The sequence below is a fragment of the Bartonella sp. MM73XJBT.G genome, assembly GCF_028618435.1.
Lineage (GTDB): Bacteria > Pseudomonadota > Alphaproteobacteria > Rhizobiales > Rhizobiaceae > Bartonella.
This window is the reverse complement of record NZ_JAQISW010000002.1, coordinates 1-26,576: the sequence shown is the minus strand read 5'-3', so window position 1 is coordinate 26,576 and position 26,576 is coordinate 1. Positions and strand designations below refer to the sequence as shown.

Genomic DNA, 26,576 nt, shown 5'->3' with positions numbered 1-26,576 from the left:
AAAGTACCTTAAGCCATTCTCATGAAAAAAAACTCTCAAAATAATCCCTTGCGTGCAATTATTGCCGCTATTGCAACCATTGGCATTGTTGGAACAGCATTAGCAATGAGAACACAACTTGTCTCTCTTCTTATGGCAGAGAAAGAGCTTTCCAACAGTACGATCGGCTATAGTGGAACAGTTGGTGGAATCGCCACAATTATTGCAGCTATTTTTACGTCTCGAATTGCTTTATGTTTAAGCGTCGCTCAGACAATATTGCTTATGATGGAGATAGGATCTCTAAGTTTTTTAGGATTCTATTTTTTTTGAATTCATATGGGATTGGTTTATTTTAAAGTTTATATTGCATTTTACTATGACAGTTATGCTCCTCCCAAAAAACGCGGTTTGATCCTTTCTATTTATGCTATTGTCTTAGAATTAGGGTTTGTGATAGGTCTAACACTGTTAGCAAAAGTGGGAACACAAGGATTTATTCCTTTTGCTGTTGGCTGTAGCCTTATTATACTTGCTACTATACCAATTCTTGCAGCTTGGAAATTAAGTCCAGAATTTCAAAAAAATCAATATACGCCATTTTTTCGTTATCTTTTTCAGGTTCCAAACGCGATGATGGCGGCTCTTGTTTATGGGGCCATTCAAATGGGCACATTAACGCTTATAATCCCCTTTAGTTTATCCATTGGTTATAATGAAAATGAAGCAGCACACTTTATGGCAACCCTTGCACTCGGGAATATTTTTCTCTTAATTCCTATCAGTATGTTAAGCGACTATGCCAAAGATAGGCGCTATCCGCTGATTTGTGGAAATTTTTATAGTACCATGGATTATTCAATATCTATGGATTCTGATGTTTGATCTATTTATTCTAGGTGGTGTATCAGCGAGCCTTTATACAATTGGTCTTGCACATCTAGGTGGTGCACGTCTTAGGGGGCAAGAACTTGCTGCTGCTAATTCTGCTTTTACTTTTTGCTATGGAATTGGTATGTTCATAGGACCAACTTTTATCGGAAAATCCATGGATATTTTTGATCTTTTTGGTTTATATGTCATTTTGGTATTTACCCAACTTATGAGAAAACTAATCAGCTCTTGACTTTTTTGAGAACATCCGTACTGTTGCCGGAAAATTTGATGATGTTGGAAATAAGTTCTAACAGCGATGATATTTTTTTCAGTATAAATAGGATTTTTGCATTATGGCTAAAGCAGCAACCATTAAGATCAAGCTTTTATCAACTGCAGATACTGGTTTTTTCTATGTAACAAAGAAAAACAGCCGTACAATGACAGATAAAATGAGCAAACGTAAATATGATCCAGTTGTAAAAAAACACGTTGAATTTAAAGAAACGAAAATTAAATAAATAAGCCAATCATTATTGATAGGTTTTATACTCCCAAAGAAATGCGGGATTATTACTCTTCAAAGTTATTTTTTGAGGAGTGTTTTTTGTTGTTTTTATTTTGAAATCTGTATAACTTTAAATTTGTATTGGCCTATATGGATTTAGCTAAGTTGATTTATTATTTAAGTTGCTTACATATTATACTGAATGCATATTTTATTTTTGTAATATCTAACGAAATTTTATCATTAAAACGGAATGCTTTTTTCGTCATGTGAATGAAGTTTTTGAAAGAATGATAAGCAATGCTCAATAGAATGCGTTATAATGATAGTAGCAGTTTCTTTATTTCATGAAAAAAAACTTTTCCCATTTTAATCTAAGAAGCTTAAATAAAATTATCGGTTTTAGTATTTTTATCACAGCTAGCATTCTTATCATGATGACAACTTATTTTAAGCCGACTCAGACGTTGCGCCAAAAAGAAAAATTTTCTTCTAAAAATTCTATTGAAGGAAAGACTCTTGTCATTGATGGCGATTCCATCATGATTTCTTCCATTAAGATTCGGCTAGTTGGCATTGATGCTCCTGAACTTCATCAATTTTGTGGAAAAGAAAAGCTACGATACCCTTGTGGACTTGAGGCAAAAAAATATTTAGAACAATTGGTAGAAAACCAATCTGTTACATGTCATTGGCATAAAACAGATAAATATCGCCGTATCCTTGCAACATGTCAAACGCAACAAGTTAGCGATATCAATGCCGCACTTGTACAGAATGGTTGGGCTGTAAGCTATTATGATTACCCCAAAGAAGAGCAAGAAGCCAGAAGAAAAAAAAGAGGAATATGGGCATCAAGTTTTCAACGACCCAAAGAATGGCGCAAAGCACATCCTCGCACAGAGTAAAAAATATTTTTAAATTTTATTGACTAATGAAACAATGTAGCCCAATTATCAAACTTGAAAAAGAAATCTATTCCTGTCGGGTTTGTATCCAACAACCATATTATTTCTCTCCTCTTCCTCATGAACCAAATCCCGTTGTTTATTTATCCCATACGGCTTTAATTGCAATCGCAGGACAAGCCCCAGGATTGCGTGTTCATGAAACATCTATTCCTTTTAATGATCGCTCTGGTGAAAGATTACGTGATTGGCTTAACGTAACAAAAGAAGAGTTTTATAATAGATCTCTCTTTGCGTTTGTTCCTATGGGATTTTGTTTTCCAGGTTATGACAAAAATAAAACTGATTTGCCACCAAGACGTGAATGTAGAGAAATATGGCATGAGAAGATATTTCAAGCGATGCCTCAAATAAAGCTTGTTCTTGCTATTGGCAGTTATGCACAAAAGTGGCATATTACAGAATTAAAACATAAAACCGTTTCAGCAACTGTTCGTGATTGGAGAAATATCCTTTCCATCTCTCAGCCTCGAGGCTATAATGTTATGCCTTTACCTCATCCATCATGGCGAAATACTGCTTGGCTACAGAAAAATCCATGGTTTAATGATGAGCTTATTGTATATTTGCGTCATTTAGTACGTAAATTTTTATAGATTAAAATATTGAGAAAAAATATGGATCGTCTTGACCGAAAAATTTTACATCTTTTGCAAGAAAATGCGACACTTTCTGTAGCTGATATTGCTAAAAAAGTGGGGCTTTCGACCACTCCTTGCTGGCGTAGAATTCAAAAACTTGAAGAAGAAGGTGTTATTCAGCGTCGCGTTGCCGTTCTTTCTCCAGAAAAAGTAAATGCGCACGTTACTGTTTTTGTTTCTATTCGTACAAACACCCACAGTCATGAATGGTTTAAGCGCTTTTCAAAGATTGTGCAAGAATTCCGTGAAGTCATTGAATTTTATCGAATGAGCGGGGATATTGACTATTTATTGCGTGTTGTCGTTCCCGATATTGAAGCTTATGATCTTTTTTATAAAAAATTAATTTCTAAAATTGATATCCGTGATGTTTCATCTTCTTTTGCAATGGAACAGATTAAATATACAACAGAACTTCCACTTAATTATATTAAATTACATGAAAAGGCGAATGAACAAACTTAAAAGTTTTTTTTATGTCCTTCTCATATTTTTTTAAGTATTCAAACTTTCTTGCTCCAAAACCGCCATTTGCGCATGTGTTAAAACAGCAGCTTTGACGATACCAGCAGCCATAGCGGCTCCGGCCCCCTCACCAAGGCACATTCCCAAATCCAGAAGTGGCTCTTTGCCAATTTTTTTTAAAAGTTTACGATGAGCTTCCTCAGAAGAAACATGTCCAACAAGGGTATGTTCAAGAGCTCTTGGATGCATTTTATAAAGGATAGCAGCAGCAGCTGTTGCCACAAAACCATCTAAAATAACGGGTATTTTTTCCATTCTTGCTGCTAAAATAGCACCAACCATAGCAGCAATTTCACGCCCTCCCAAGCGACGCATTATCTCAAAAGGATCGTTGAAATGTTCTTTATGCAAAGCGACAGCTGTCTTAATCGCTGCTATTTTACGCTGATAAAAATCATCTTCCGATCCCATACCACTTCCTGTCCACTCTTCAACTTCTCCCCCAAATAATGCAAAGCATAAAGCTGAAGCTATTGTTGTATTTCCAATCCCCATTTCACCGATACATAAAAGATCTGTCCCACCAGCAATGGATTCCATGCCAAATGCCATTGTAGCAGCCGCACTCCGCTCATCCATTGCGGCATCCTTTGTAATATTTATTGTTGGATATTTCAGTGCTAAATCAAAAATTTTTAATCCAAGATCATAAGCTATACAAATTTGGTTGATAGCAGCACCACCAGATGCAAAATTTTGAACCATCTTTTGTGTCATCGATTGTGGATATGGCGTAACATTCTCTTCTACGATACCATGGTTTCCAGAAAAAATAGCGACCAAAGGCCGCGTTACGATAGGTTTTTCTGTGCCTCTCCACCCCGCATACCAAACAGCAATATCTCCTAGTTTTCCTAATGATCCTCGCGCTTTTGTTAAGTTTTCTTGCCGTTTTTTAGCTAAAATTATCGAAAACTCATCAGCAACAGGTAAATTTGTAAGTAAAGTACGAAAATCATCAAATGGACGAGCTGTCATGAGAATACCTTTTAAAATCTACAATGTTTAATGAAAATCACGTCATATAGATAGGGTATGAATAATTTATTGCTTTTTTAAATAGTGTTTTTAAAATATTAAATATTATAGCGAAGACTTCTATATTCCATTTTCTACCCCAATAAGAAACATGCAAGATTCAAAATAGCATCAAGACGTTATGACGAGCTTTACAGGATATCTTTAACCTATTTTTCTGTCTAATAGATGTCATCAACATGCCGTTTAATATATAAACTTTAATATCCTTATTCATAATAAAAGTTATAAATTTCCCCAAACTATAAAATCCAAATGATCAAAATACAAAGGATCTGAACTTTACACATGTTAATGTCTTGCTTTTATCCCATGAGTGCAGAAAAAGCTTCTTTCAAAATATAGATATCTGCATTTGGTTTTGTCGCCTCATTAGATAATATTTGTCTCCATCGACGAGCCCCTCCCCGCCCATGAAATAAACCAATCATATGACGCGTCACATGAGAAAGACGCCCTCCCGATACAATATGTTGAGCCGCATAATCACACATGATTTCAATAAGATCACTCTCACTCAAATTATTCTGCGACTCACCATAGAGTTCAAAATCAATATGCTTTAACAAAGTTGGATCATGATAAACTTGGCGCCCAACCATGGCAGAATCACAAAAAATCAAGTGTTCTTTTATCTCATCAATTGATTTAATTCCACCATTTATCCCAATGAATTTATGAGGATATTTACGTTTTAATTTATAAACTCTTTCATAATTAAGGGGTGGAATATTGCGATTTTCTTTTGGACTTAATCCTTTTAGCCACGCTTTACGCGCATGAACCCAAAGGGCATCACATCCTGCATTCCAAACTTTCTCTGCTAAAAGATCTAAAGCTAATTCTTCATTCTGCTCGTCAACCCCAAGACGACATTTGACCGTTACAGGTATCGTAACTGCTTTTTTCATGGCTTCCACAGCATTTGCCACAGTATCAGGATATAACATCAAACAAGCTCCAAATACACCTGCTTGAACACGATTTGATGGACAACCAACATTGAGGTTTATTTCATTATAACCAAAATTTTCAGCAATCCGTGCAGCCTCTGCTAATTTTTTCGGATCCTCTCCCCCTAATTGTAATGCAACTGGACATTCCTTATGGTTAAAAGCCAACAATTGTTTGCGAACACCATGAATGACGGCATCTGCTACCACCATTTCCGTATAAAGGAGTGCTTTTTTTGTTAAAAGACGATAAAAAAATCTGCAATGTCGGTCTGTCCAGTCCAACATTGGTGCTACTGCAAATTTTACAGGCGATGGAACATTGTAAAATATCATGAGGGCACTGCTCTTATATCCCAGTATCTCTCTTTATACAGAGGAAAATACTTACCTTTTAGTTTACAGAAAGCTTTATTCTCTGAAACCATTATGAATATACCAACAGCGCCTTTATTCAATTGATATAAAGGTTGACGATAATCAAGCATATTAAACCACAATTTTTATAGAGTAACGCTAAAGTATATAAACATGAAAAAAGAAGATCTTCACCTGTAATGTACAAAAAACTCATTTTAAAGTTTTTTATGTCATTAACTTCTCATCCTTACGGATTTTACCAGAGAGTTTAAAATAATAAACTAAAACATTCCACAATTTTCCACGATAGGCTTATTTTTCTTTAGCCTTTTTCAATTCGTTGTAAAACAAACGCAATAGAAAGTGCTTTTATTTTTTCTCCAATAAAAAACAAAAATTTCTTCTTCCATACAAATCCGATTATAAATTATTTTCTCTCAATGCGTTTTTCTTGGTGGTATTTATTAAATTTTCCGTCATAGGATAAACAAATTTCATTCTAAATATTCCATCCAATTTTGCCATTTTATGGCTGTTACAAAAAACTAAATTAAGAATATAGACAAACAGCATTTTTCAATGTTTATGGATTGTATTAAGATCTTCTGAAGAAAAATATTTTACAATATTGCAGATAAAACCTGCTAAAGTTAAACGACTATAAATGTTTTTCAATTTCTTTTTGGCTTTGCATATAGGAAGAAAGAATCTCAACCTCTTGCTCATTAAAGAAAAGGCCAAGTTTTGAACGACGCCATAACACATCTTCAGATGTTTTTGCCCATTCCTTTTCCATTAACCATTTTACTTCTATTTCATAAAGTCCATGTCCAAAATTTTTTCCTCTATTCGCCTTACCATCAGCAAATATCACCAATGCTTCTGTACCATAGGAGCGTGCAAGTCTGCGATGTGTAAAAGCATCTAAATCTGGCGTCAAAAAAGCAATCCTATTTTCGATTGTATCTAATTGGTTATAAGGAAAATCACCGCCGGGAAGAACTGCATTAGCCGTCCATGATGCCCCCTTTTTACCAAGCGCTTTTTCAACAAATTTCATCGCATCTTCAGCTAATTTACGATAAGTTGTAATTTTTCCACCATAAAGATTGAGAATTTTTGGTGTACTTCCTGTTCCTATTTCTTTCAAAACATAATCGCGCGTAATTTCTTGCATTTTTGAAGCCCCATCATCATAGAGTGGACGAACTCCAGAGTAAGACCAAACAATCGTTTTAGGCGACACTGGTTGTATGAAATATTCACTGGCTGCTGCACAAATATAACTAATCTCTGCATCTGTAATATGAACATTGGCTGGATTTCCCTGATAATCACAATCTGTAGTTCCAAGCAAAGTAAAATCTTCTTGATAGGGAATAGTAAATATAATACGTCCATCACCGTTTTGAAAAATATAAGCACGATCATGCGTATAAAGCTTTGGAACCAAAATATGAGAACCTCTAACAAGCCGTACAGGTGGATGTTCTTTACAGTTTAATATGCTAGTCAAAACATGATCAATCCACGGACCTGTCATATTTGCGACATAAGAGGCTGTGACACTGTATTTTTTGCCACTTAACTTATCTTGTAGAATGATACGCCATTTTTTCTCTTCTTTTTTTAAAGAGAGAACTTCTGTCCGTACTTTTATATCTGCTCCGCATTTTTCTGCATCACGCGCGTTGGCAATGACTAAACGGGCATCATCGACTCTGGCATCAGAATATTCAAAACCTCTCTGATATTCTTTCTTCAGTATAGAGCAAAACTTTTTTGAAAAATTAATCGTTTTACTGCGCCACAATTTCTGATTCCATTTCCCTAAATAATCATAAATAAAAAGTCCAAAACGCAACATCCAAGCAGGACGCAACTCTTTATGATAAGGAAGAAGAAAACGCAAAGGACGCACGATATGTGGAGCCATACGTAAAATGATCTCCCGTTCTTTTAACGCTTCACGAACAAGTTTGAACTCATAGTGTTCAAGATAACGAAGCCCCCCATGAATAAGCTTTGTTGATGCACTCGATGTCCCCGATGCAAGATCATTCATTTCAGCTAATCCTACTTTAAAACCGCGTCCAGCTGCATCTCTTGCCAATCCACACCCGTTTATCCCTCCTCCAATGATAAACAGCTCATAATGCGTTATGGTTTTCATAATTTTACTTTTCATGATTTAATTTTGTTTCACACTACTCAATAAAGTAACATTAAAAAATCAATACAAGTGCGTTTCATTGTATTATCAATCTGCTTTTTTCCACAATAAATACGCATAAAAAGCTTTTTGATACCCTTTTATCAAAACAACATTTGACAAATTAAAGAGATTTTTTTTATCTTCGAAAAAACATAATCTTTAAAAATGTGCATCATATAAAGTTTTTTAGAGAAAAATTGACGTTTTTGCTCATTTGTGAATAACAACTATAGCTAATGCTTTATTGCACAGAGATAACGCTTTTCATATAGTTCACTTAAATAACACGATAGAAAATATGAAGGGATACAGATGACTCATCAACTTCAAAATCCAAAAGTAACACTTGTTTCAAAAATTTTAACCTCTGTTATATTAAGTATTTTATTTTTTTTCCCTTCTTTATCAAATGCAACATCACACCCCAAAACAGAAAATCATTTAAACTTAGAAAATCTTAAAATACAACTTCTGGAAGATTCTAACTTTTTATCTAAGCTTAAGGAAAAAGTTACCTCCCATATTGATTCTCATCAAATTCAACAAATTGTGAGAGAGTATCTTCTTAATCATCCAGAAATTATGATTGAAATGCAGCTTATCCTTCAAGACAAGCTAGAAAAGCAGAATGAATACGAAAGCGAAAGACAAACCTCTGTCATCCATTCGTTAAAAAAGGAGATTTTCCACTCTCCTCATGACGCTGTTTTAGGCAATCCAAATGGCAAAAAAGTACTTGTTGATTTTTTTGATTACAACTGTCAACATTGTAAAAATTCCTATTCGAATATAGAAAACTTGATAAAAGAATACCCAGATTTACGAGTCATTATCAAGGATTTGCCAATTTTAGGACCTGATTCTATAGCCGTCCATACTGTTGCCTATGCATTTCGAAAACAATTTCCAGAAAAATATCCACAGTTTCACAAAACGCTTTTAATACATCAGGGGCGTGTAAATGAAGCTAAAGCTATAAAAATAGCTGTTTCATTAGGAGCAGATGAAAAAAAACTCCGTAATGCAATAAAAGATCCTAATCTGCAAAACACCTTTAAAGAAAATATTCAAATTACCTCTGCACTTCATATTACAGGAACGCCTTCTTACATTATCGGTAATAAAATACTCATCGGTGCAGCCAGCCAGGATATGCTAAAGCAAGCGATAGACAATATACAGTGAATAGCTTTTTTATACCTGATCCATTTTAGGAAGAATACTATAAATGAAGTGATTTTATGCTTTCTCTTTTTTGATAACAGGCTTATAAATGCAATTTTGCATACAGCAGAGACGAGTTTAAAATTGCAAAGTATAATGACTTAAAGGAAATAAAAATCTTTAAAGCCTCAAAAGATATCATCCCTAATCTAGAGATGTTCAGTCATAAAATGAGATAATGGCGATCTTTATTGATCAAGGAGTTAGAATTAAAATGGCAACAAAAAAAATAGATTCGGAAAAATATACCGCAATTGATACAAAAATTATTCGCGATCTTGCTGAAATTTTGAATGATACGAATTTAACAAATATTGAAGTTGAACAAGGAGAACTTCGTATTTGTGTTTCACGCCAAAATAACTCAACTTCTTCCGAACAAGTAATTTATTCCCCTGTTGCCACTCCTAGCTTTTCTGCAACATCTTCTCAAGTCCCAACAACCGAATCTCCCATACAGCCTCTCCAAGAAGATAAATCAAAAAATACCATAACCTCTCCAATGGTTGGCACAGCTTATCTTGCCCCTTCTCCAGGTGCTCAACCATTTGTAGAAGTAGGGCAAAATGTTTCTGAAGGAGAGACGTTACTAATCATTGAAGCGATGAAAACAATGAACCAAATTTCATCACCACGCTCAGGCAAAGTAACCACTATTCTTGTCGAAGATGGCCAACCTGTTGAGTTTGGTGAACCACTTATTATTGTTGAATAAAGCGAGGGGTAGCTATGATTCGAAAAATCCTCATTGCTAATCGGGGAGAAATTGCTCTTCGCGTTTTGCGTGCATGTAAAGAACTTGGTATAAAAACTGTAGCTGTTCACTCTACTGCTGATGCAGATGCAATGCATGTTCGTCTTGCAGACGAAAGTGTCTGTATTGGCCCTCCTCCTGCTCGAGATTCTTATTTGAGTATTCAGCAAATTATAGCTGCTTGTGAAATTACAGGAGCTGATGCCGTTCATCCGGGTTATGGTTTTCTTTCTGAAAATGCAAAATTTGCAGATGTTTTAGAAGCCCATGATATTACATTCATCGGCCCAACGGCTGCTCATATTCGAATCATGGGCGATAAAATTGAGGCCAAAAAAACTGCCAAAAAACTTGGTATTCCTGTCGTTCCTGGTTCAGATGGAGCTGTCACAGAAGAAGAAGATGCTTTACGCACTGCTCGTGAAATTGGTTATCCCGTTATTATCAAAGCGTCTGCCGGTGGTGGTGGACGTGGTATGAAAGTCGTTCATTCTGAACAAGAATTTTCGATAGCTCTTAAAACAACGCGTTCAGAAGCAAAAGCAGCCTTTGGTGATGACGCTGTTTATATAGAGAAATATTTAGAAAAGCCTCGTCATATTGAAATACAAGTTATAGGTGATGGTGCGGGAAATGCTATTCATTTAGGAGAACGTGATTGTTCACTTCAACGACGACATCAAAAAGTATGGGAAGAAGCTACATCACCTGCTCTTAATGAAACTGAAAGAAAAAAAATTGGTAGTATTGTTGCAAATGCCTGTGCTCAACTCGGATACCGTGGAGCTGGTACTGTCGAATTTCTTTATGAAAATGGTGAGTTCTATTTCATTGAAATGAATACGCGTTTACAAGTCGAACATCCTGTAACTGAAGAAATTACAGGTATAGATTTAGTTCATGAACAAATTCATATTGCATCAGGCTGCAAGCTTTCAGTGACACAAGATGATGTTTGTTTCTTCGGTCACGCCATTGAATGCCGTATTAATGCAGAAGATCCTCTTACCTTTACCCCGTCACCGGGAACCATTACACATTTTCATACCCCTGGAGGTTTAGGAATTCGTGTTGATTCAGGTGCTTATTCAGGTTATCGAATTCCTCCTTATTATGATAGCATGATTGGAAAGCTGATTGTTCATGGACGTACCCGTTTAGAATGTATGATGCGTTTACGACGTGCTTTAGATGAGTTTGTCGTGGATGGGATTAAAACGACACTTCCTCTCTTTCGTGAGCTCATTAACAATCAAGATGTTGCAAACGGTAATTATAATATTCACTGGCTAGAAAAATACCTTTCTCAGCAACAGACTTCTTCAGACTTTTGATTCAAGAACGATAGACTATCATCAGATTCTATAAGTAAGGATATTTCGACGCTACTGTAAACATCGTTAAAAAAGAAATAAGCTGATTATTTTTTATTTGTTATATAATTTTCTTTTAATATGTACAAAAATTGATAATTTTCTGTTTTCCTTTTTGTAAGTTTGTGCTAACTCCTACGTGGTTATGCCCTTATAGCTCAGTTGGTAGAGCACCTGATTTGTAATCAGGGGGTCGGGAGTTCGAGTCTCTCTGGGGGCACCGTTTTATTTCTTAAACATATTGAAATATATAGATTTTCTCTTTAATTGTCTTTTTTAAGACCACCTTTTAGACCACCCTTTACGGTTTATACAACTTTATCTAATTTACTCCTATTTGCTCCTTATTTTTCTCTGGAGTAAAGGCTAAGATCTCTTTCTTTCTCCACCTCACTGCTCTCCCTAGCTTGTATGGCTCCGGAAACAACCCCTGAAGCACCCAATTGCGAATCGTTGTTGTGGATACACTAAAAAGCTGTGCACACTCACGAGTTGTTACATATCTATCACCATCATCAAATATCATCTCATTACCTTTCTATTTTTTATGTTATGTAAATGGGTGGGGGTGCTGGGAGGAGAAAGCACCCCCATAATGTCAAGCGGCTTTCGTCAAAATCTTTTGCATCTCTTGTTCTATTTCCCCTAAAAAGATTTCAACCGCTTGATTGATTTGTTCGATTTGTTCTTCATCACGATTGACGCGTTTGATCTTCATTCTCAAATTAGTGGATTTACCTACAAAGTTTGGATTATAGCTCATGAAATGACACCATTTACGTCCCGTACAAGCCATTTGGAATTGCATTTGCGCGTGATATTCAGGCTTGATAGTGTCATCTATAAAAAAGCGTAGATGGTTTGGTGATTGTAGGCATTTAATCTCAATTAAACCGTCCTCACCAATAAGCCCATCAGGACTAGCACCAGCCATTTGGATTGTGGGATGTTGGATGAATCCACACCTTGTGACCTCTGTATCATAAATGAATGCATATTCTCTCAAGGCATCTTCTTCATGTTCAATGCCCCATTGCATAGCTGGCGTTATATAAGATTGGCTTATTTCCTCTGTTAATCGCTCCGTCATAAGTTTTATTTTGTACTCTTCATATTTGCTTGTAGGCGTTCCCTTAGCTGTTTTGCTAAGTATGTTATAAATGTTTGAAGCGGTGACTTTACCTAAACGGGCTTGAAACCACTCTGCTGTTCTTTGTTCCATTTCACACCGCCGGTTGCTCTTGTTGTGCTTTATTCATTTGCGAGCGTTGCTTTTTTTTCAAAGCAAACAAAACGGTTTGGGCTTGTTTATAAGACATCTGTGTGAGATTTTTTACGCCTATAAAAGCAAGAATATCGTTTTCCTTTGCTTGTGTCTTTTCCATTAATTCTTTGATTTCATTCATCTGTTCAGAAGAGATACCAGCAAGAATTGTGGCTCCATCTGTATCGTCTTCTTTTCTTGCGACATTAAGAAGCATGCCTAACAGATATCTGCGTGCATAGGTAATTGTAGAGCCAACCGCTTGTATGCTGTTTTTGCTCCCTGTAGCGTCAAAGGGAAATGTTCCTTGTGTTGATATTTCATTGCCAGATATATGCTTTAAAGTCATTTCCACGGTTATGCCATTTGAATTCTGTTCTTTGATCTGAGAAAACAAGGCAAAGTGATGTTTTGCAAGAGTTTCCTTGATTGCATCAATATATTTATCAAGCGTTGTATAGATACTTTTAGTATGTGTATTAAGAGCATTTTGTTCGATGTTTTTATATTCCATTTGCATAGCAGAAAGATCACGGACAAAGTTCTGGCGCTCTTGTCGTTCTATCTCCTTTTCTCGCAATTCAAGAAGGCTCTTGAGACGATCCAGATCTACATCACTTTGTAAAGCTCTTTCTAAAATAAGCTCCATAGCTGTAGAGTTGGTTTCACAAGCGTTTGTTTTTTCCACTAATTCCGTTTGTGTGGTAGTTAGTTCATTCATCTTGATTTCCTCCATTTAAAGCGCAATTCCCCCGTGGCGTGAATCACGCATGTGTTAAAAGTTGGTTGGTTTGGTTAGAAACGGCTTATAGAGATACTATAAGATTAGTCGTTCGTATTTTCTCATCTGGTTTGTTTTCTAGTTGAGATTCTTTTATCGCCATCAATCCAGTCGTCCCAACATACACATGCTTCACCGTAAATTTTTGCATGACCGTAAATATGCGCATCACCGTAAACTTGCGCATTGCCGTAAACACGCGCCCTATCGTAAATGTATGCCTCTTCGTAAACTTGTGCATTGCCATAAACTTCTGCATTATCAAAAACGTGCGGTTCACCGCAAATATATGCATCACCGTAAACTTCTGCATGACCGTAAATGCATGGTTCATCGAAAACTTCTGCTTTGCCATAGATACGAGATTTGTCGTAAACTTGTGCATTTTCGTAAACCTTAGCATCATCATAAACCTTGGCATAACCCCCAATCCAGCAATTACCATGATGCGATAGGTTGTCTTCTTTTGCTATAAAGCCGCCAAGATCACCTGCCTTTACATCTCCAAAGTCTTTCAATGCACGGATGCGGTAAAGCGTAATGTGTCCATCAACTTCGATTGTTTCGTCAGTAAGTTCGTATTTCTTTTCCATAGTGACAGCCTCTTAATGCATGCTTTGTCTTTTAAGTTCTTGAGACAGCACACCAATTCCTTTTGCTGTGATTTTTGCGCAAGGAATAACTTTTTCTATTCCACTGGCGGTTTGAAGTGTGATGGTTGGACAATCCATAAGTTGCTTTTGGATTTTGTCTTGATAAGGGAGTAAATTTCCACCTGCTGCACGTCTATAAACCCAACCTTTTTGCTGTAAGAATTGAATGAATTGTTTTGGTTGCATTTCGAGGATTTTCGCGGCTTCTGTAAGACCAAAAAGGCCATCATGACGTTATAAGCTTTCAAGTGCCATGGCTTTTGGTGTTAAATCTTCAATGATGGTGTCTTTTTGATCTATTTGACCTTGCAAATAATTCAAAAATCCAATCATAGCTTTTGGACTTGAATAATCGATTTGTGGTGTTACTGCTTGCTTTGCACGCCGTTCACATTCTATAAAATACTCTCTGGCTTCATGCCCTTTGTCATTACGCTCTATCATCGAAAGGTGCTTAGCCATATCTAATGTGAGGTAGTATTCTAAGCTTGTGCGCCCACCTTGGGGTTTTACTAAATTTTTAGTAAAACTTATAAAGTCTTGATTTTCTCGAAAATTACATTCTTTAATACGGTTAACAATCCAATCATTAAAGCGGGCTTTTACTTCTAAAAAAGCATGCAGATCACGTGCATTTACTGTTTGAACAGTTTCGTTTTTAATTGTGTTGTGCTGAATAGCAATAAGCTTTTCCATTACGGACCTCATGTTGATGGGACTGATGGATGAAAGGGGGCGCTTTTTAAACGCCCTTCAGAATTTTAAAGCACATCACAAGAACGCAAACGGTGCTGTTGTTCATAAGTACCGTACATTTCATCTTCATATTTTTCTTCTGCGATCTCTTCTAAAATTTCATTGTAGATATCACTTTCACGTATAAAGTAATGAACCTCACTATCTTCATCGAGACGTTCGATATTTTCTTTTACATATGCTTCTGCAATCTGTTCAGAAATGTCTTCACAACTCTTTTCAGAAGGATTTATACGAAAGATTTGGATGGCATCATCTCCCTCATCAACAATGCTTAGAATTTGGCTTGCATCAAGCGGTCCTGACCGACCAATGTTTTGATCATCATCGTAGGTAACTAATAAAATTTCATTAGAATTTATGAGAATTGGCTTTTCCATAATTTCCCCTCCCTAACGCCTCTTGGCGATTGTTTGTGTTAATTGATATAACACTTATACGCAAACGTATAAATAAAATCAAGAGAAAAATTACGAATATTCCACTTTTTTACATTTGTGTATAAATATTAGCTTCAGAATAATAGAATCAAAAGCTTTGCTGGACTTATTTCATAAGTGGACGATAAGATTTACGTGGTAGTATTGCAACTATTTCTCCAACCCATTTTATCTTAGCATTTTTAATAGGGTCTGCATTCCATGATTTAAGTACAATGCCCTCTAGAGAACGAGTAATTTGTTTGATAAATCGCTTATTATCTTCTGTTAGAACAACAACTTCATCACCATAATAATCGCTTACTGGCTTTGTTTGCAGATGTTTAACTACAATTAAATCACCATCTTTATATACAGGATACATGGAATCTCCACGAACCATGAAACCTAATGCTTCAAAAGGTAAATCAAATGGTATTTCAACTGTTTCAAGCCCATCTTCTGGAATTTTCTCAACATCTGTATCAATCTCTAGTCCTGCTCCTACATACCCCATAATAGGAACGAGTGTAGTAATTTGGTTATAGCCCTTTAAGCTTTTATATAGTTCTAGAATTGCATCTCTATGTGAACCTCTCGGATCTGACTCACTCCCCAACCATCTTGATATGGTTGCTTGGGTTACATTTAATCTCTCTGCAAGATCTTGTTGGCTGAGACCAAATTCAGATTGCAATATTTGCAATGTAGCAATGATGTTTTTTGTCATAATTAATCACTTATGATTTTTAAATTTAAAAAAATCTATTGTTTTTTTAATTTAATTGTATACAATTGCGTATATGGTTAAAGATAATGGATTCAATTCAAATGGGCACAGAGGAAAAATTAAAGATTAAATCTATCCGAAAGTGTTTATCTCTAACACAAAAGGAATTAGCAGACCTTTTAGGCGTTAAGCAAGCTTCTGTTTGTCGGTGGGAACAAGGCAAAGGATTATCATTAAAAAGTTATCTGAAACTACAACAATTAAAGAACAGTTCTATGCCTGCTTTTACTATTGCTTCTACAGATAATAACGAGCACCAGCAGCACAATTTTTAAAAGCTTAATCACTATGCATGTCATCATGGCGTGCAGATAAATACGCAACAGCCTTAAGGGGGGATTATGATCACGCATGCACAAACCATTCTCTGTCTTGATCTAGGTAGCAAGACTGGCTGGGCTATATGCGGTGCTGATGGTCACATAACAAGTGATACAGAACATTTTCAATCACGCCGTTTTGAAGGCGGTGGTATGCGTTATTTACGCTTTAAACGGTGGCTTACTGAACTAAAGAGATCTGTTGATGAAATTGACGCGGTGTATTTTGAAGAGGTGCGCCGGCATGTGGGTACAGACGCTTCTCATATTTACGGTGGCTTTCTAGCAACTTTAACGGCTTGGTGTGAACATCATCAGATACCGTACGAAGGCATTCCAGTTGGTACAATTAAGAAAGCGACAACAGGGAAGGGTAATGCTTCAAAAGAAGAAATGATTAAGGCAATATGTTCCAAAGGACATACGCCTAAAGACGACAACGAAGCAGATGCTTTAGCAATTTTATATTTAATAAAAGAAGGGGATGCGCATGTCTAATGGTATGCCATGGATAAGATTCCATTTGTACGACTGGATAAGTGGTACAGATGGAATGACGTTAGAGCAAAGGGGCGCTTATATGACGCTTCTCGTTCGCATGTACGATAAAAAAGCACCAATTAAAGAAGATTTTGAAACGCTTGCACGTGCTTGCAATTGTTCGCAGAAAAAATTTGCAGCTATTGTCGAATACTTAATGAGGAATGATAAACTTGTTGAGACAGATAATGGATTGTGGAATACGCGCGTTGAAGAAGAGCTAAACGATTTTGCTGATAAAAAAGAGCACATATCGCAAGTTCGTAGTGAGGCTGGTAAAAAAGGTGCACAAGCAAAAAATAATACAAAACAACATGTTAATAATTTTGCTGAAGCAAACGCTAAGCAAAATCAAGCTATAAAGAACCAGAATAAGAATATATATAAAAAAACTAAAACTAACGTTTTAGCAAAAAAAGAAATTAATTCTGAAAGTTTAGAAACAAACGATTTGGTTGACGAGCCAACAGAGGTTGCTGCTGTTGAGACCACATCAGAGCAAATCACAACATCATCAGACAACCAACCTCCAATTCACGAGCAAGAGAACGTTCCCAAAAAAGCAAAACGAGCGCAAGCTAATCGCGGTTGTCGATTGCCTGCGGATTTTGAACCCGATTACGATTTTGCCATTGCAGAGGGCTTGCCTCCAGAGCGCGTCAAAGTCGAAATCGCAAAGTTTCGAGATTACTGGCGTTCAAAAGCCGGAGCAAATGCAACCAAAACCGATTGGCAAGCAACATGGCGTAACTGGGTGCGAAAGGCTATCGAGGATTTAGAAAAAACGAAAAACACGAACAACAATGGTGGAAACAATGGAAACTTTTCAAAAGATCAAAGAACTCGCGGTGGTACCGGAGAGACAATCCGTAATCTTATCGGTGCAACACAGCTTAGTGACGCCTCTACAAGATACCGTGCAACAGATAGAGCGATGTGTAACTCTGGAGTTTCCATGGACCTTGAGAAATGGCATTCAATTGACAGCAACCCTAGAGAAACAAGCTTTAGAAGCTTATCAGACTGTTCAAAACTTACTTACCGTGAAAGCGTCTGTTGAAGATATTGCAGAGGCGCTTGATGTGCTTGAAGGCGGTTTGACAATGCAAAAAGTTTCAAATGTAGAAGCGCGTGCAAAGGCTTATATCGCAGCTCTTAACGGCATTTCACTCTGGTCTTTATTGCAAGCTGTTAAAAATCTTATACGTGGTGAAGCAAAAGGCATGTCCACAACATTTGTGCCCTCATGCGCTGATCTAGCGCAGTATTGTCGTGATTTAGAAAGCAGGCTTTATGGTGTTGCCGAGAGAGTTTTTACAGCAGTTGAAAATACGCGTAACCTAGCCTTAGGAGGCAAGCGCATTTCATTCATGAGAATAGGCAAGCCTAGTGAAGAGTGTCATGACAGTAGCAATTCTAAAGCGGCTTAAAACAGCAAAATAGTGAAAAGTGCTGATCATTTTACGATTAGGTATGTGTTTAAATCGACAAAAGTGCACCGTACAAAGCGATTTAAAGATTTTATGATGAAAACACATCTGTAATATAAAACGCTCTGTACAGTCAAATTTGAGTCAAATAACCCTATTGGCAAATTTAAGGATTAAGACATGCAGATTTTACAACATCTCTTCTTAACACAACGTAAAAAGCCCATGCAAAAAAAGTTTGTGGCAACAGCTGTTGGATATGTTCCATGGGGAGATGGAGCAGCAGAGTATTTTTACAACCTTTACGAATATGAAGATGGCAGGAGAGAGTGTGAAAAATTTGATGGCGGTCAGTATTACACCATACCAAAGAATGCGGATTTCAGTACCAAGGCACAAGTAAAAGCATGGGTTTATGGTGGTCATTTGCCTAAGAGCGTATTGAATTATGAAGCGTTGATAGATGAGCTTAACAGAGAGATTAAAAAACGATCAGAAGCTGCTTGACAATATGGCAACAATATGTCTATTGTCGAATCAGGTGCCTAGAAAACACCTTAAACCAATAGCGGATTGATTGCCGAAATAATCAATCTTCTGAACATTAAAGATTTTGACTCATTATATGTGGTAGCATATAAAGATCTTGTCGGGTGTGGTTGTGCTATAAAATACCTTCGCAGGGAAAGCATAACGACGGACTATTGGCCGTGTTTTCTAGCACCCGGCACTCTTCATAGAGTGTCAATAGAAAACCTCTAACCAATAGGAGTTCACATGAACACTCTTATTCCAATATCGGAACAAACTATTAATCAGGAAACTGTTCAAACGGTAAACGCTCGTGATTTGCATGCGTTTTTGGAAATAAAGTCTGAATTTAGAAATTGGATTAAAAATCGCATTAAAGAATGTAAATTTCAGGAAAATATAAACTTTATAACTGCGGTAAATTTTTACCGGGGTGGAAAAATAAAAGAATACCACATTACGTTAGACGTGGCTAAACATCTTTCGATGATAGAGCGTAATGATAAAGGGCATGAAGCACGTCAATACTTTATCAAATGTGAACGGCTTTTGAAACAAGTAACAACACCACAAGTTGACTACTCTAAACCCGAAGCATTGCTTGGTGTTTTGAATCACTTACAAAGCCAAATAGAGCAGAAGGATAACACCATTGCTGAATTGACTCCAAAAGCAAAAGCTTTGGAGGGCTTAAAACGTTCTGATGGGCTGTTCGGTCTTATTGAAGCAGCAAAGATGTTAGAGGTACGACCTAAGGATTTGACCGATTACCTACGTAAACATGATTGGGTCTATCGTCGAGCTCCAGGGGCACCTTTATTACCCTATCAAGACAAGATCAAGAAAGGCTTCATGGATTGCCCTGCTATCACTATCCAAAGACCTGATGGCACAGAAAAGGTACTCCCTTCAACAAAAATCACTTCAAGAGGTTTGGCATGTTTGAGAGAACAAATCCATGGAGGTGTGCAATGAATACCAGTATCGATTTTTTATGTGATTTATGGATGGCGTTGTATCAGTTTTCTGATCGTGATGATATTGAAGATAAGGCTTTTAATACTCTTATCGAGACTATGGATGCGATAGAAAAAGCTTTAATTTTTAAGCTTCAAGACGAAACCCCAAATGCACTGAAAATTTTGGCAATGATTACACATTTTGGAACTTTAAGACCACCTCCGATTATAGAGTCTTTATTGCGCGCTTACGAGCCAGATTTAGATAACCCCATTAAAAAGGTTGCTTAAAGTAAAATATGCCCTTCCCCATCTTTAAGGTGGGGAAGATATTTCAAGCAGCGTTTTTGATTGTAATCACAACTTGCTTACCAAGAACAGTCAGTGCCTGCTCTAGTGTTTGAAGTTTCGTTGGATAATTTAGATCAAGAATGCGTCTTGCTTCAGTTTCTTTCTTACCCAAACGATTGGCTAATTCTGTTTTGGTAATATGAGCTTCATTAAAAGCTTCTACCACTGCGAGCTTAAGAGCATTCCACGCATCTACTGTTACCTCTATAAGACCTTTATACTGCTGCGGTATAGGGAGAGGCAAACCACGCATCGGATAGCTACGTAATGCCAATCCTAACGCTTCAACAGCATTCTCTAATGCCTCTGCTCTATTTTCTCCAGCTGTTATTGCTTCTGGTACATCTGGAAAGGTTACAACAAAACCACCATCTGGATCAGTTTCAAACTTTGCTTGATAAGTATATTCCATATCTTTAAATCTCCTTGCTATTATGAAAGTGCTTCTGTGAGAGGTATAAAAACATTTAGAAAACTTCATACCCCTAACTGTTTTTTGATTATTTTCACATAGAGTGGGGTTAATTCACCAGATTTTATAACGGTCGTCTTATCTCCAAAAGTTACCAAATAATGCGATCCTTTGCCGGCATCTGGAGCCTCACTGTAATGAATACCTCTTTTTCTGGCTTCTTTACGTAACTCTCTAAGCAGCGCTTCTCGTTTCATTTAGCCTCTCCCACTTTGCAATAAAACTAATATCGCACAAAAAGGTTCGATAGTCAACAATAAATCGTACAAAAAAGTCTGATACAGACTTTGCTAATTTAGATGATGCTTATTGAAAAACTGAAGGCAAAACGAAAAAGCTATACCATTTGTAAGACATGGCTTTTTGCTTAAATAATTTATCAAGCAACATTATAATCTAATACTTTAAAAAAGTGTAATTAATTAACTGAAATAATTGAAAAAATAATTAACTTATGATAAGATTTTATGTGTATAAAATGCAAATCAAATGGAACTTACAAACATGATGAATAAAGTGATCTTAATTGGCTATCTTGGAGCTGATCCCGAAAGCAAAACTATGAATTCTGGTGCTGAAGTTGTCAATTTTCGGTTGGCGACGTCTGAGAGCTATACAGATAAAAATACCAATCAAAAAGTAGAGAAAACAGAATGGCATTCCGTTGTGGTTTTTAATCCGCATTTGGCAAAAATTGCTCTTCAATATTTACACAAAGGCTCAAAAATTTACGTAGAAGGCAAATTACAAACCCGTAAATGGCAAGATAAAAACGGTATTGACCGTTACACAACAGAGATTGTCTTATCACAATATAAAGGGGAATTGCATTTACTTGATGCAAAGAAAGAGCAATCTGCACACCCCTCACCCGTAACTTCTCAAAATTATGCTATCGCCTCTGGTGTCTCCGATTATAGTGCATCTCTTAATGACAGCATACCATTCTGATTGAAAAAAATATGACAAAAAGAAAAAAACGTGCAAAACGTGGTCGTCCACGGATCAACGGATGTATCAGAGAACCCAATGGTCGTATCTCACGGACAAAAATGCCCCATGATCCCATTGAAAAATTAGCAATAGAAATGCGTGCCAAACGCTTTGGCTTGACCATAGAAGAAGCAAAAAATCCGCTTTCCGCTACCTATATCGGACGGCTTTATCTGCAAGGTGTGATTAACCAAGATCAGTATGATGCAGCACAAAAATATCTTGAAGTGAGAAACAACTATTTATGTGCAAAAGGATTACCTAATGCAATTTATGATAAAATGCCCTCATCCTCTGATGAAGCAGCAAGAGAGAAATGGGTCGAATTTGCAACAAAACAATTTTTTAATATGCAAGAGGTAATAAAAGAAACACAACACCTTTACAGACAGTACAATTTTTATGTTGCATTGCAATATCTTATTATAGAAGATCAAACATTATCATATCTTGTACCTTCATTACGTATCGTTCTTAATGCTCTTCTAAAATATTTTGACCCCCAAAATAAATGGTAAGGTTTTACGAGTATTTTTATAAAAGTATCAGAAACTCTTGAAATAGCTTATAAAATGTTATATTTTTATATAATATTTTAGAGAGGGTGTTTTATGCATACAACAAAATTACGTAAAGTTGGAGGGTCAGTGATGCTTTCTATACCACCTGCCTTGCTTGATATTCTCCATCTTACTGAAAACACGCAAGTTGGTTTGGCTGTTGATAATGGACAATTGATTGTGAAACCACAGGCATTTCCTAGTTATACTCTTGATGAATTATTAGCTCAATGCAATCCGTCAGATGATTTCGTAGATGAGGACTTGGAGTGGTTTATGACTCAACCTGTTGGTAAAGAGCTCTTGTGATGAAGCGAGGTGAAATTTGGCTTGTATCTCTTGATCCATCTTCGGGCTATGAGCAAAAAGGAACGCGTCCTGTACTGATTGTATCACCGGAAGCGTTTAATCGTGTAACGAAAACACCCATTGTCTTACCTATTACAAGCGGAGGAAATTTTGCTAGAACAGCAGGTTTTGCTGTCTCATTAATGGGAGTAGGATTGCATACAACAGGTGTGATACGTTGTGACCAGCCACGTGCTCTTGATATTGGAGCGCGCCTGGGGAAAAAAATGGAAACAGTTCCTCCCATGATTATGAACGAAGTCCTTGCTAAGCTATCAACATTTCTTACGTAATTTCTTCAAATTTTTATCTTACCTTGAGACGGAAAAGTTATATAAAAGATTCATTTGAATAGAAAATTTTTGCGTCATTTTATTTCTCTGAGCACCAGATTTAGGTAAAAAATAAAAAAATACACAATATCGTGATTTTTTTATTGACAATGCGTGAAAATTTTTATTTAATAGCTTCACTGTACTAGTTGTATTGTATCTAAAATTCAAAAATATCCCTTAAAATTTGATAAAATATTAAGCTTTAAAAATGGTTTAACATACTGTTTTTATTGATAAAATTCACTTATCTATTTTGCATACATCAAAAGCCATTAATTGACCAATGATGTCATTAATTAATTGCCTCAAAAGGAGTCAAGATGAAAGCAATCATCACCAAACCAATGTGTGTTGTTGGCGATAACAAAAGCACTATTCGTTTTGAACCATCAACTTCAAGTAATCCATTTGTAGAGATTTCCAATCAAGTCTATGCCCGACTTAAACGAGCAAACGCCGTAAAACCCTTTGTTGAAAGTAGAACCACAATAAAATCTGAAAAGGTAATTGAACAGACTAAGCCAATCGAAAAAGAAGTTGTACAAACATCTTCTGAACTAGGAACAGAAGAAACTTCACTTCAACAGACCAAAACACCTAAAGTTTCCAAGCCATCAACACCTCCTGCTAAAAAGCTTAAAAATTGAAATTAATCATCCATCAAAAGTGGTATCTTCAACAGGTAAAAGATACCTTTACCAATCTTCAAGCACCACGCCTTAATTGGGCTTTACGGAATGCTGTTAACACCGCAGCAAAGCAAGTCGAGCGCTTTACGGAGAAGCAAGTTGCCGACCTCTCATCAGCCCAACCAAAGCGTGTTAAAAAAGGTGTTTATATTAAAGAAAAGGCTACAGCAAAGTTTCTCGAGACAGATATCACCGGTTCTGGAACACCGATACCTCTTAAATTTTTTAAGGCAAAAGAGACAAAACGCGGTGTGACTTACACAATGTTTGGAAAGAAAGAAATCTTGACCCATGGTTTTATTAAGGGGGGGAATTTTCCAAAGCGCGTTGATTTAAAAATGGGGGGAATGTGTTTCAAAGAGTGGACAGCGATAAATTCCCCATTGCAAAACAAGAAGGACCATCAATTGCTAAAGTGATGTCCAAACCAGAGATTGCAAATGCTATCGCACAATATGCCAGTGAAAGACTAACCAAAAACATACAGAGACAACTTGCTCGTCAAGAATACGCTACCAATAAAAGAGGCTAGATCATGTTTCCAAACTTTATCTCTATATTACATATCCTTATTGGTTTATACATTACATATTCTTATGACAATTTTAAAAACAAATTATCACTTGCACTTTGTTATTTCCATAAAAAAATCAATAAAATCAATGCAAAAGGTACTTCCCAGCGGGTTGGCTTCGTTGCGGGGCAGGCTAGCGCGAACTATCGCTAGCAACAGAATTTTCAATTTGACTGTACATTGTACACTTAACTCATTGATAAATAATGATTTCAGTGTGTACAGTATGATATGTAAAATGTCTCCTTATCGCATTGAAGCCCGTTTTTCAGTTCATGACGTAAAGCTTTCTTTCTTGGTACGCCGAAAGCCCCATTCCTCAAGATGAGAAAAAAATCAAGGCAAGGAGCAACTATGAATAAGAAAACGCGTAAAGGTCTATCGGTTCGTGCGTTTGCGAAGAAGATGGGTGTTTCACATAATGCGGTTGTTTCTCGGATAAAGACAGGTAAATTTGATGCAGCTATTTTTGAAGATGGTTCTGTCAATGAAGTCCTTGCCACAAGCATCTGGAATGAGAATCCAACAAAGCGCCCTGCTTCACTTTTAGCGCCTGATGGAAAGGTGCGGACAAAGATCAAACAAGCCTCCACAGATGGAGCCAATGAATACAAGATTAAACTGGAGCGAATGCAAGTTGCGCTAGCAAAAGAAAAGATTGCCCTGGAAAAGTTACGCGAAACAACTGTTGATCGAGAAGAAGTGAGAAAAGAAGCATGGAACTTTGGAAGAGCGCATCGAGATACAATGCTCAACTTTGCCTATCGCTTTGGTACTGAAATTGCGGCGCAAGTGGGATGTGATGCTGCGAGCCTTATTGGAGCTATCGATCATCATATGCGCAAAGCTTTAGTGGAAAATGTCGTCCCTGTTTCTTTTCACGATCCCAACATTTTAGAAGAGAATCCAGAACATGATAAGTGATGCTTCGCCCTCGTCCTCTGATGCTGGGCTCTTTTTTTGCTATGCGAATGAAGGACGCCGTCCTGACCCGCCTTATACTGTTTCCCAGTGGGCTGATAAAAATCGTTATTTGAGCACAGTTACAAGTGCTGAGCCTGGATTATGGAGGACTATACGTACCCCCTATTTACGAGAGATCATGGATAATCTTTCTGTTTATGATCCGACTGAAACAACGGTTGTGATGAAGGGGGCTCAGATTGGAATGTCGGAAGCAGCATTGAACTTTTGTGGTTATGCCATTCATCATAGTCCAGGACCTGCCCTTTATGTGATGCCGACAGTTGAGACCGCTAAGAAACTGTCAAAGTCTCGTCTTGATCCGATGATTTCAGCTAGCCCTGCTTTAAGTGAACGCATTGCTCCTGCTCGTGCACGAGACAGTGGAAATACAATGTTTTCAAAGGAATTTTATGGAGGAACATTGATGATTACCGGAGCAAATAGTGCTGCTGGATTGCGTTCTTCTCCTATTCGCTATTTGGTTTTGGATGAAGTCGATGCTTACCCATTGAATGTCGATAATGAAGGCGATCCTGTAACAATTGCTGAAAAACGAACCTCTGCTTTTATTCAACGTAAAATTTTTAAATTGTCCACGCCGACACACCGTGACACAAGCCGTATCGCCAAGGATTTTGTGCTAGGAGACCAGCGATATTACAACGTACCTTGTGATGCATGTGGTGTTCTACAGCCCATTGTTTGGTCACAAATCAAGTGGCCAAAAGGCGCCCCCGAAAAAGCTGTGTTTGTTTGTGCGCATTGTGGTCATGAACATGCCGAACATCGTAAGTCCACCTTAATGGCAGAAGAAAACGGTGCTTGCTGGATCGCAACACAGGAGTCAAGTAAGCCTCGTCTGCGTTCTTACCATATTTCAGCGCTTTATTCGCCATGGCTGACTTGGGGCGATTGTGCGCGCGAATTTTTAAGAGCCAAAGAAGACCCTCTCTTTTGCAAGTTTTTATTAATACAGTTCTTGGAGAGCCATGGGAAGACAGAACAGGCGAAGTTGTTGATCCAGACAGCCTTTATGCAAAACGTGAAGATTATCCCCTTGCACCAGAACAAGCCGTGTTGTTGACAGCGGGTATTGATGTGCAAAATGACCGGTTAGAGCTTGAAGTGGTGGGATGGGGACGCAGTGAAGAAAGCTGGCATATTGATTATCACGTCATTCCTGGTGATCCCTCTTCTTTTGAAGTATGGGACCAATTGGATGAATATCTTGCAAGACGCTGGCCGCATCTAGGTTACAAAGACGGCATCAAGATAACGGCTGCTTGTATTGATACCGGTGGTGGACACACACAGGCTGTTTATAATTATGTGCACCCCCGTGAAGGACGGCGTATCTGGGGCATTAAGGAACAAGCAGGATGGCGTGCGGTATGGCCGCGCCGCCCAAGCAGAAACAATAAGGGGCAGATT

The 26,576-nt window shown here is 37.2% G+C and carries 34 protein-coding genes, 1 tRNA gene and 3 pseudogenes; 26 read left to right on the top strand and 12 right to left on the bottom strand.

From position 1 onward, the window contains the following. Positions 1 to 21 precede the first annotated feature (21 nt). From PVV59_RS01435 to PVV59_RS01405, 7 genes are all read left to right on the top strand, one after another. Positions 22 to 312, top strand: coding sequence for a hypothetical protein (locus PVV59_RS01435; RefSeq protein WP_273754125.1), 291 nt, complete (start codon positions 22 to 24; stop codon positions 310 to 312). A gap of 6 nt (positions 313 to 318) precedes the next feature. Further along, positions 319 to 864 (top strand): MFS transporter, encoded by a 546-nt coding sequence (locus PVV59_RS01430; RefSeq protein ID WP_273754123.1) that lies wholly within the window; start codon positions 319 to 321, stop codon positions 862 to 864. After that, positions 857 to 1,105 (top strand): hypothetical protein, encoded by a 249-nt coding sequence (locus tag PVV59_RS01425; RefSeq protein WP_273754122.1) that lies wholly within the window; start codon positions 857 to 859, stop codon positions 1,103 to 1,105. Before PVV59_RS01430 ends, PVV59_RS01425 begins: the two co-directional genes overlap by 8 nt. A gap of 103 nt (positions 1,106 to 1,208) precedes the next feature. After that, positions 1,209 to 1,376 (top strand): 50S ribosomal protein L33, encoded by a 168-nt coding sequence (gene rpmG, locus PVV59_RS01420; RefSeq protein WP_004864083.1) that lies wholly within the window; start codon positions 1,209 to 1,211, stop codon positions 1,374 to 1,376. A gap of 334 nt (positions 1,377 to 1,710) precedes the next feature. Continuing rightward, positions 1,711 to 2,271: a thermonuclease family protein gene (locus PVV59_RS01415; RefSeq protein ID WP_273754121.1), complete on the top strand. Its 561-nt coding sequence runs from the start codon at positions 1,711 to 1,713 to the stop codon at positions 2,269 to 2,271. A gap of 26 nt (positions 2,272 to 2,297) precedes the next feature. Next, a complete protein-coding gene (locus PVV59_RS01410) occupies positions 2,298 to 2,927 on the top strand; it encodes a uracil-DNA glycosylase family protein (RefSeq protein ID WP_273754120.1) in 630 nt (209 codons plus the stop codon). A gap of 21 nt (positions 2,928 to 2,948) precedes the next feature. Then, positions 2,949 to 3,437: an Lrp/AsnC family transcriptional regulator gene (locus PVV59_RS01405; protein ID WP_273754118.1), complete on the top strand. Its 489-nt coding sequence runs from the start codon at positions 2,949 to 2,951 to the stop codon at positions 3,435 to 3,437. A 30-nt stretch (positions 3,438 to 3,467) separates the two neighbouring features. On the opposite strand, the gene cobT is transcribed toward PVV59_RS01405, so the two are convergent. The 3 genes from cobT to glpD all read right to left on the bottom strand — a co-directional run bounded on the left by cobT (position 3,468) and on the right by glpD (position 8,039). Next, positions 3,468 to 4,475 carry a nicotinate-nucleotide--dimethylbenzimidazole phosphoribosyltransferase gene (cobT, locus tag PVV59_RS01400; protein ID WP_273754116.1) on the bottom strand — a complete coding sequence of 336 codons (1,008 nt, stop codon included), beginning with the start codon at positions 4,473 to 4,475 and terminating at the stop codon, positions 3,468 to 3,470. A gap of 365 nt (positions 4,476 to 4,840) precedes the next feature. After that, entirely contained in the window at positions 4,841 to 5,824 is a 984-nt protein-coding gene (gene dusA, locus PVV59_RS01395; RefSeq protein WP_273754115.1) for a tRNA dihydrouridine(20/20a) synthase DusA, read from the bottom strand. A gap of 682 nt (positions 5,825 to 6,506) precedes the next feature. Beyond that, complete coding sequence (gene glpD, locus PVV59_RS01390; protein WP_273754337.1) at positions 6,507 to 8,039, bottom strand: glycerol-3-phosphate dehydrogenase; 1,533 nt, start codon at positions 8,037 to 8,039, stop codon at positions 6,507 to 6,509. Between the two features lie 336 nt (positions 8,040 to 8,375). Between glpD and PVV59_RS01385 the strand changes: the two genes are divergently transcribed. The 4 genes from PVV59_RS01385 (at position 8,376) to PVV59_RS01370 (ending at position 11,634) form a co-directional block, all read left to right on the top strand. Then, positions 8,376 to 9,248 (top strand): DsbA family protein, encoded by an 873-nt coding sequence (locus PVV59_RS01385; RefSeq protein WP_273754114.1) that lies wholly within the window; start codon positions 8,376 to 8,378, stop codon positions 9,246 to 9,248. A 253-nt stretch (positions 9,249 to 9,501) separates the two neighbouring features. Beyond that, positions 9,502 to 10,002, top strand: a complete 501-nt coding sequence (accB, locus tag PVV59_RS01380) for an acetyl-CoA carboxylase biotin carboxyl carrier protein (protein WP_273754113.1) — start codon at positions 9,502 to 9,504, stop codon at positions 10,000 to 10,002. 14 nt (positions 10,003 to 10,016) lie between these two features. Then, positions 10,017 to 11,375: an acetyl-CoA carboxylase biotin carboxylase subunit gene (gene accC, locus PVV59_RS01375; RefSeq protein WP_273754111.1), complete on the top strand. Its 1,359-nt coding sequence runs from the start codon at positions 10,017 to 10,019 to the stop codon at positions 11,373 to 11,375. Between the two features lie 186 nt (positions 11,376 to 11,561). Continuing rightward, positions 11,562 to 11,634, top strand: a tRNA-Thr gene (locus PVV59_RS01370). 102 nt (positions 11,635 to 11,736) lie between these two features. Here PVV59_RS01370 and PVV59_RS01365 read toward each other — a convergent pair. From PVV59_RS01365 to PVV59_RS01335, 7 genes and pseudogenes are all read right to left on the bottom strand, one after another. After that, positions 11,737 to 11,940: an AlpA family transcriptional regulator gene (locus PVV59_RS01365; RefSeq protein WP_273754110.1), complete on the bottom strand. Its 204-nt coding sequence runs from the start codon at positions 11,938 to 11,940 to the stop codon at positions 11,737 to 11,739. Positions 11,941 to 12,012: 72 nt separating this feature from the next. Then, positions 12,013 to 12,636 (bottom strand): lambda exonuclease family protein, encoded by a 624-nt coding sequence (locus PVV59_RS01360; protein WP_273754108.1) that lies wholly within the window; start codon positions 12,634 to 12,636, stop codon positions 12,013 to 12,015. Position 12,637: 1 nt separating this feature from the next. Continuing rightward, positions 12,638 to 13,399, bottom strand: coding sequence for an ERF family protein (locus PVV59_RS01355; RefSeq protein ID WP_273754106.1), 762 nt, complete (start codon positions 13,397 to 13,399; stop codon positions 12,638 to 12,640). Between the two features lie 122 nt (positions 13,400 to 13,521). Beyond that, complete coding sequence (locus PVV59_RS01350) at positions 13,522 to 14,052, bottom strand: hypothetical protein (protein ID WP_273754104.1); 531 nt, start codon at positions 14,050 to 14,052, stop codon at positions 13,522 to 13,524. A 12-nt stretch (positions 14,053 to 14,064) separates the two neighbouring features. Next, positions 14,065 to 14,808: pseudogene (locus PVV59_RS01345) on the bottom strand (antA/AntB antirepressor family protein). Between the two features lie 65 nt (positions 14,809 to 14,873). After that, entirely contained in the window at positions 14,874 to 15,248 is a 375-nt protein-coding gene (locus PVV59_RS01340; RefSeq protein ID WP_273754103.1) for a hypothetical protein, read from the bottom strand. Positions 15,249 to 15,414: 166 nt separating this feature from the next. Continuing rightward, positions 15,415 to 16,017 (bottom strand): S24 family peptidase, encoded by a 603-nt coding sequence (locus PVV59_RS01335; RefSeq protein WP_273754102.1) that lies wholly within the window; start codon positions 16,015 to 16,017, stop codon positions 15,415 to 15,417. Positions 16,018 to 16,118: 101 nt separating this feature from the next. Between PVV59_RS01335 and PVV59_RS01330 the strand changes: the two genes are divergently transcribed. The 7 genes from PVV59_RS01330 (at position 16,119) to PVV59_RS01300 (ending at position 20,148) form a co-directional block, all read left to right on the top strand. Next, positions 16,119 to 16,352 carry a helix-turn-helix transcriptional regulator gene (locus PVV59_RS01330; protein WP_273754101.1) on the top strand — a complete coding sequence of 78 codons (234 nt, stop codon included), beginning with the start codon at positions 16,119 to 16,121 and terminating at the stop codon, positions 16,350 to 16,352. Between the two features lie 66 nt (positions 16,353 to 16,418). Further along, positions 16,419 to 16,895, top strand: a complete 477-nt coding sequence (locus PVV59_RS01325; RefSeq protein ID WP_273754100.1) for a crossover junction endodeoxyribonuclease RuvC — start codon at positions 16,419 to 16,421, stop codon at positions 16,893 to 16,895. Beyond that, a complete protein-coding gene (locus PVV59_RS01320; RefSeq protein WP_273754099.1) occupies positions 16,888 to 17,997 on the top strand; it encodes a YdaU family protein in 1,110 nt (369 codons plus the stop codon). Before PVV59_RS01325 ends, PVV59_RS01320 begins: the two co-directional genes overlap by 8 nt. After that, positions 17,981 to 18,367, top strand: a complete 387-nt coding sequence (locus PVV59_RS01315) for a hypothetical protein (protein WP_273754097.1) — start codon at positions 17,981 to 17,983, stop codon at positions 18,365 to 18,367. The genes PVV59_RS01320 and PVV59_RS01315 overlap by 17 nt, the downstream gene beginning before the upstream one ends. Positions 18,368 to 18,547: 180 nt before the next feature. After that, positions 18,548 to 18,874, top strand: coding sequence for a hypothetical protein (locus PVV59_RS01310; RefSeq protein WP_273754096.1), 327 nt, complete (start codon positions 18,548 to 18,550; stop codon positions 18,872 to 18,874). A 270-nt stretch (positions 18,875 to 19,144) separates the two neighbouring features. Further along, complete coding sequence (locus tag PVV59_RS01305; protein ID WP_273754095.1) at positions 19,145 to 19,873, top strand: antA/AntB antirepressor family protein; 729 nt, start codon at positions 19,145 to 19,147, stop codon at positions 19,871 to 19,873. Beyond that, positions 19,870 to 20,148, top strand: a complete 279-nt coding sequence (locus PVV59_RS01300) for a hypothetical protein (RefSeq protein WP_273754094.1) — start codon at positions 19,870 to 19,872, stop codon at positions 20,146 to 20,148. The genes PVV59_RS01305 and PVV59_RS01300 overlap by 4 nt, the downstream gene beginning before the upstream one ends. Positions 20,149 to 20,191: 43 nt before the next feature. Here PVV59_RS01300 and PVV59_RS01295 read toward each other — a convergent pair whose 3' ends face one another. Together PVV59_RS01295 and PVV59_RS01290 are read right to left on the bottom strand one after the other, a co-directional pair. Continuing rightward, a complete protein-coding gene (locus PVV59_RS01295; protein WP_273754092.1) occupies positions 20,192 to 20,620 on the bottom strand; it encodes a type II toxin-antitoxin system HicB family antitoxin in 429 nt (142 codons plus the stop codon). 65 nt (positions 20,621 to 20,685) lie between these two features. After that, positions 20,686 to 20,877, bottom strand: coding sequence for a hypothetical protein (locus PVV59_RS01290; protein ID WP_004859817.1), 192 nt, complete (start codon positions 20,875 to 20,877; stop codon positions 20,686 to 20,688). 307 nt (positions 20,878 to 21,184) lie between these two features. Between PVV59_RS01290 and ssb the strand changes: the two genes are divergently transcribed. From ssb to PVV59_RS09830, 8 genes and pseudogenes are all read left to right on the top strand, one after another. After that, complete coding sequence (gene ssb / locus PVV59_RS01285) at positions 21,185 to 21,631, top strand: single-stranded DNA-binding protein (RefSeq protein WP_273754091.1); 447 nt, start codon at positions 21,185 to 21,187, stop codon at positions 21,629 to 21,631. An 11-nt stretch (positions 21,632 to 21,642) separates the two neighbouring features. Then, the gene (locus tag PVV59_RS01280) at positions 21,643 to 22,191 is read left to right on the top strand and encodes a hypothetical protein (protein ID WP_273754090.1); all 549 of its coding nucleotides are present in this window, start codon (positions 21,643 to 21,645) and stop codon (positions 22,189 to 22,191) included. Positions 22,192 to 22,284: 93 nt separating this feature from the next. Then, the gene (locus PVV59_RS01275) at positions 22,285 to 22,542 is read left to right on the top strand and encodes an AbrB/MazE/SpoVT family DNA-binding domain-containing protein (protein ID WP_273754089.1); all 258 of its coding nucleotides are present in this window, start codon (positions 22,285 to 22,287) and stop codon (positions 22,540 to 22,542) included. Continuing rightward, positions 22,542 to 22,874 carry a type II toxin-antitoxin system PemK/MazF family toxin gene (locus tag PVV59_RS01270; protein ID WP_273754088.1) on the top strand — a complete coding sequence of 111 codons (333 nt, stop codon included), beginning with the start codon at positions 22,542 to 22,544 and terminating at the stop codon, positions 22,872 to 22,874. The genes PVV59_RS01275 and PVV59_RS01270 overlap by 1 nt, the downstream gene beginning before the upstream one ends. A gap of 362 nt (positions 22,875 to 23,236) precedes the next feature. After that, positions 23,237 to 23,563: a hypothetical protein gene (locus PVV59_RS01265; protein WP_273754087.1), complete on the top strand. Its 327-nt coding sequence runs from the start codon at positions 23,237 to 23,239 to the stop codon at positions 23,561 to 23,563. After that, positions 23,560 to 24,137 (top strand): annotated as a pseudogene (locus PVV59_RS01260) (hypothetical protein). Before PVV59_RS01265 ends, PVV59_RS01260 begins: the two are co-directional and overlap by 4 nt. Before the next feature lie 396 nt (positions 24,138 to 24,533). Beyond that, positions 24,534 to 25,103, top strand: a complete 570-nt coding sequence (locus PVV59_RS01255) for a hypothetical protein (protein ID WP_273754085.1) — start codon at positions 24,534 to 24,536, stop codon at positions 25,101 to 25,103. Continuing rightward, positions 25,093 to 26,576, top strand: a pseudogene (locus tag PVV59_RS09830) (phage terminase large subunit family protein); the annotation flags it as partial. The gene PVV59_RS01255 and the pseudogene PVV59_RS09830, both read left to right, overlap by 11 nt.

Coding starts and splice junctions, on each gene's coding strand:
- PVV59_RS01295 (WP_273754092.1), bottom strand. CDS start 20,620: ATGGAATATACTTATCAAGCAAAGTTTGAAACTGATCCAGATGGTGGT.
- accC (WP_273754111.1), top strand. CDS start 10,017: ATGATTCGAAAAATCCTCATTGCTAATCGGGGAGAAATTGCTCTTCGC.
- PVV59_RS01330 (WP_273754101.1), top strand. CDS start 16,119: ATGGGCACAGAGGAAAAATTAAAGATTAAATCTATCCGAAAGTGTTTA.
- cobT (WP_273754116.1), bottom strand. CDS start 4,475: ATGACAGCTCGTCCATTTGATGATTTTCGTACTTTACTTACAAATTTA.
- PVV59_RS01355 (WP_273754106.1), bottom strand. CDS start 13,399: ATGAATGAACTAACTACCACACAAACGGAATTAGTGGAAAAAACAAAC.
- PVV59_RS01290 (WP_004859817.1), bottom strand. CDS start 20,877: ATGAAACGAGAAGCGCTGCTTAGAGAGTTACGTAAAGAAGCCAGAAAA.
- PVV59_RS01365 (WP_273754110.1), bottom strand. CDS start 11,940: ATGATATTTGATGATGGTGATAGATATGTAACAACTCGTGAGTGTGCA.
- PVV59_RS01435 (WP_273754125.1), top strand. CDS start 22: ATGAAAAAAAACTCTCAAAATAATCCCTTGCGTGCAATTATTGCCGCT.
- PVV59_RS01415 (WP_273754121.1), top strand. CDS start 1,711: ATGAAAAAAAACTTTTCCCATTTTAATCTAAGAAGCTTAAATAAAATT.
- PVV59_RS01255 (WP_273754085.1), top strand. CDS start 24,534: ATGAATAAGAAAACGCGTAAAGGTCTATCGGTTCGTGCGTTTGCGAAG.
- PVV59_RS01320 (WP_273754099.1), top strand. CDS start 16,888: ATGTCTAATGGTATGCCATGGATAAGATTCCATTTGTACGACTGGATA.
- PVV59_RS01405 (WP_273754118.1), top strand. CDS start 2,949: ATGGATCGTCTTGACCGAAAAATTTTACATCTTTTGCAAGAAAATGCG.
- PVV59_RS01305 (WP_273754095.1), top strand. CDS start 19,145: ATGAACACTCTTATTCCAATATCGGAACAAACTATTAATCAGGAAACT.
- PVV59_RS01360 (WP_273754108.1), bottom strand. CDS start 12,636: ATGGAACAAAGAACAGCAGAGTGGTTTCAAGCCCGTTTAGGTAAAGTC.
- PVV59_RS01275 (WP_273754089.1), top strand. CDS start 22,285: ATGCATACAACAAAATTACGTAAAGTTGGAGGGTCAGTGATGCTTTCT.
- accB (WP_273754113.1), top strand. CDS start 9,502: ATGGCAACAAAAAAAATAGATTCGGAAAAATATACCGCAATTGATACA.
- PVV59_RS01350 (WP_273754104.1), bottom strand. CDS start 14,052: ATGGAAAAGAAATACGAACTTACTGACGAAACAATCGAAGTTGATGGA.
- rpmG (WP_004864083.1), top strand. CDS start 1,209: ATGGCTAAAGCAGCAACCATTAAGATCAAGCTTTTATCAACTGCAGAT.
- PVV59_RS01430 (WP_273754123.1), top strand. CDS start 319: ATGGGATTGGTTTATTTTAAAGTTTATATTGCATTTTACTATGACAGT.
- PVV59_RS01340 (WP_273754103.1), bottom strand. CDS start 15,248: ATGGAAAAGCCAATTCTCATAAATTCTAATGAAATTTTATTAGTTACC.
- PVV59_RS01310 (WP_273754096.1), top strand. CDS start 18,548: ATGCAGATTTTACAACATCTCTTCTTAACACAACGTAAAAAGCCCATG.
- PVV59_RS01410 (WP_273754120.1), top strand. CDS start 2,298: ATGAAACAATGTAGCCCAATTATCAAACTTGAAAAAGAAATCTATTCC.
- dusA (WP_273754115.1), bottom strand. CDS start 5,824: ATGATATTTTACAATGTTCCATCGCCTGTAAAATTTGCAGTAGCACCA.
- ssb (WP_273754091.1), top strand. CDS start 21,185: ATGATGAATAAAGTGATCTTAATTGGCTATCTTGGAGCTGATCCCGAA.
- PVV59_RS01385 (WP_273754114.1), top strand. CDS start 8,376: ATGACTCATCAACTTCAAAATCCAAAAGTAACACTTGTTTCAAAAATT.
- PVV59_RS01265 (WP_273754087.1), top strand. CDS start 23,237: ATGAAAGCAATCATCACCAAACCAATGTGTGTTGTTGGCGATAACAAA.
- PVV59_RS01270 (WP_273754088.1), top strand. CDS start 22,542: ATGAAGCGAGGTGAAATTTGGCTTGTATCTCTTGATCCATCTTCGGGC.
- PVV59_RS01280 (WP_273754090.1), top strand. CDS start 21,643: ATGACAAAAAGAAAAAAACGTGCAAAACGTGGTCGTCCACGGATCAAC.
- PVV59_RS01325 (WP_273754100.1), top strand. CDS start 16,419: ATGATCACGCATGCACAAACCATTCTCTGTCTTGATCTAGGTAGCAAG.
- PVV59_RS01335 (WP_273754102.1), bottom strand. CDS start 16,017: ATGACAAAAAACATCATTGCTACATTGCAAATATTGCAATCTGAATTT.
- PVV59_RS01425 (WP_273754122.1), top strand. CDS start 857: ATGTTTGATCTATTTATTCTAGGTGGTGTATCAGCGAGCCTTTATACA.
- PVV59_RS01300 (WP_273754094.1), top strand. CDS start 19,870: ATGAATACCAGTATCGATTTTTTATGTGATTTATGGATGGCGTTGTAT.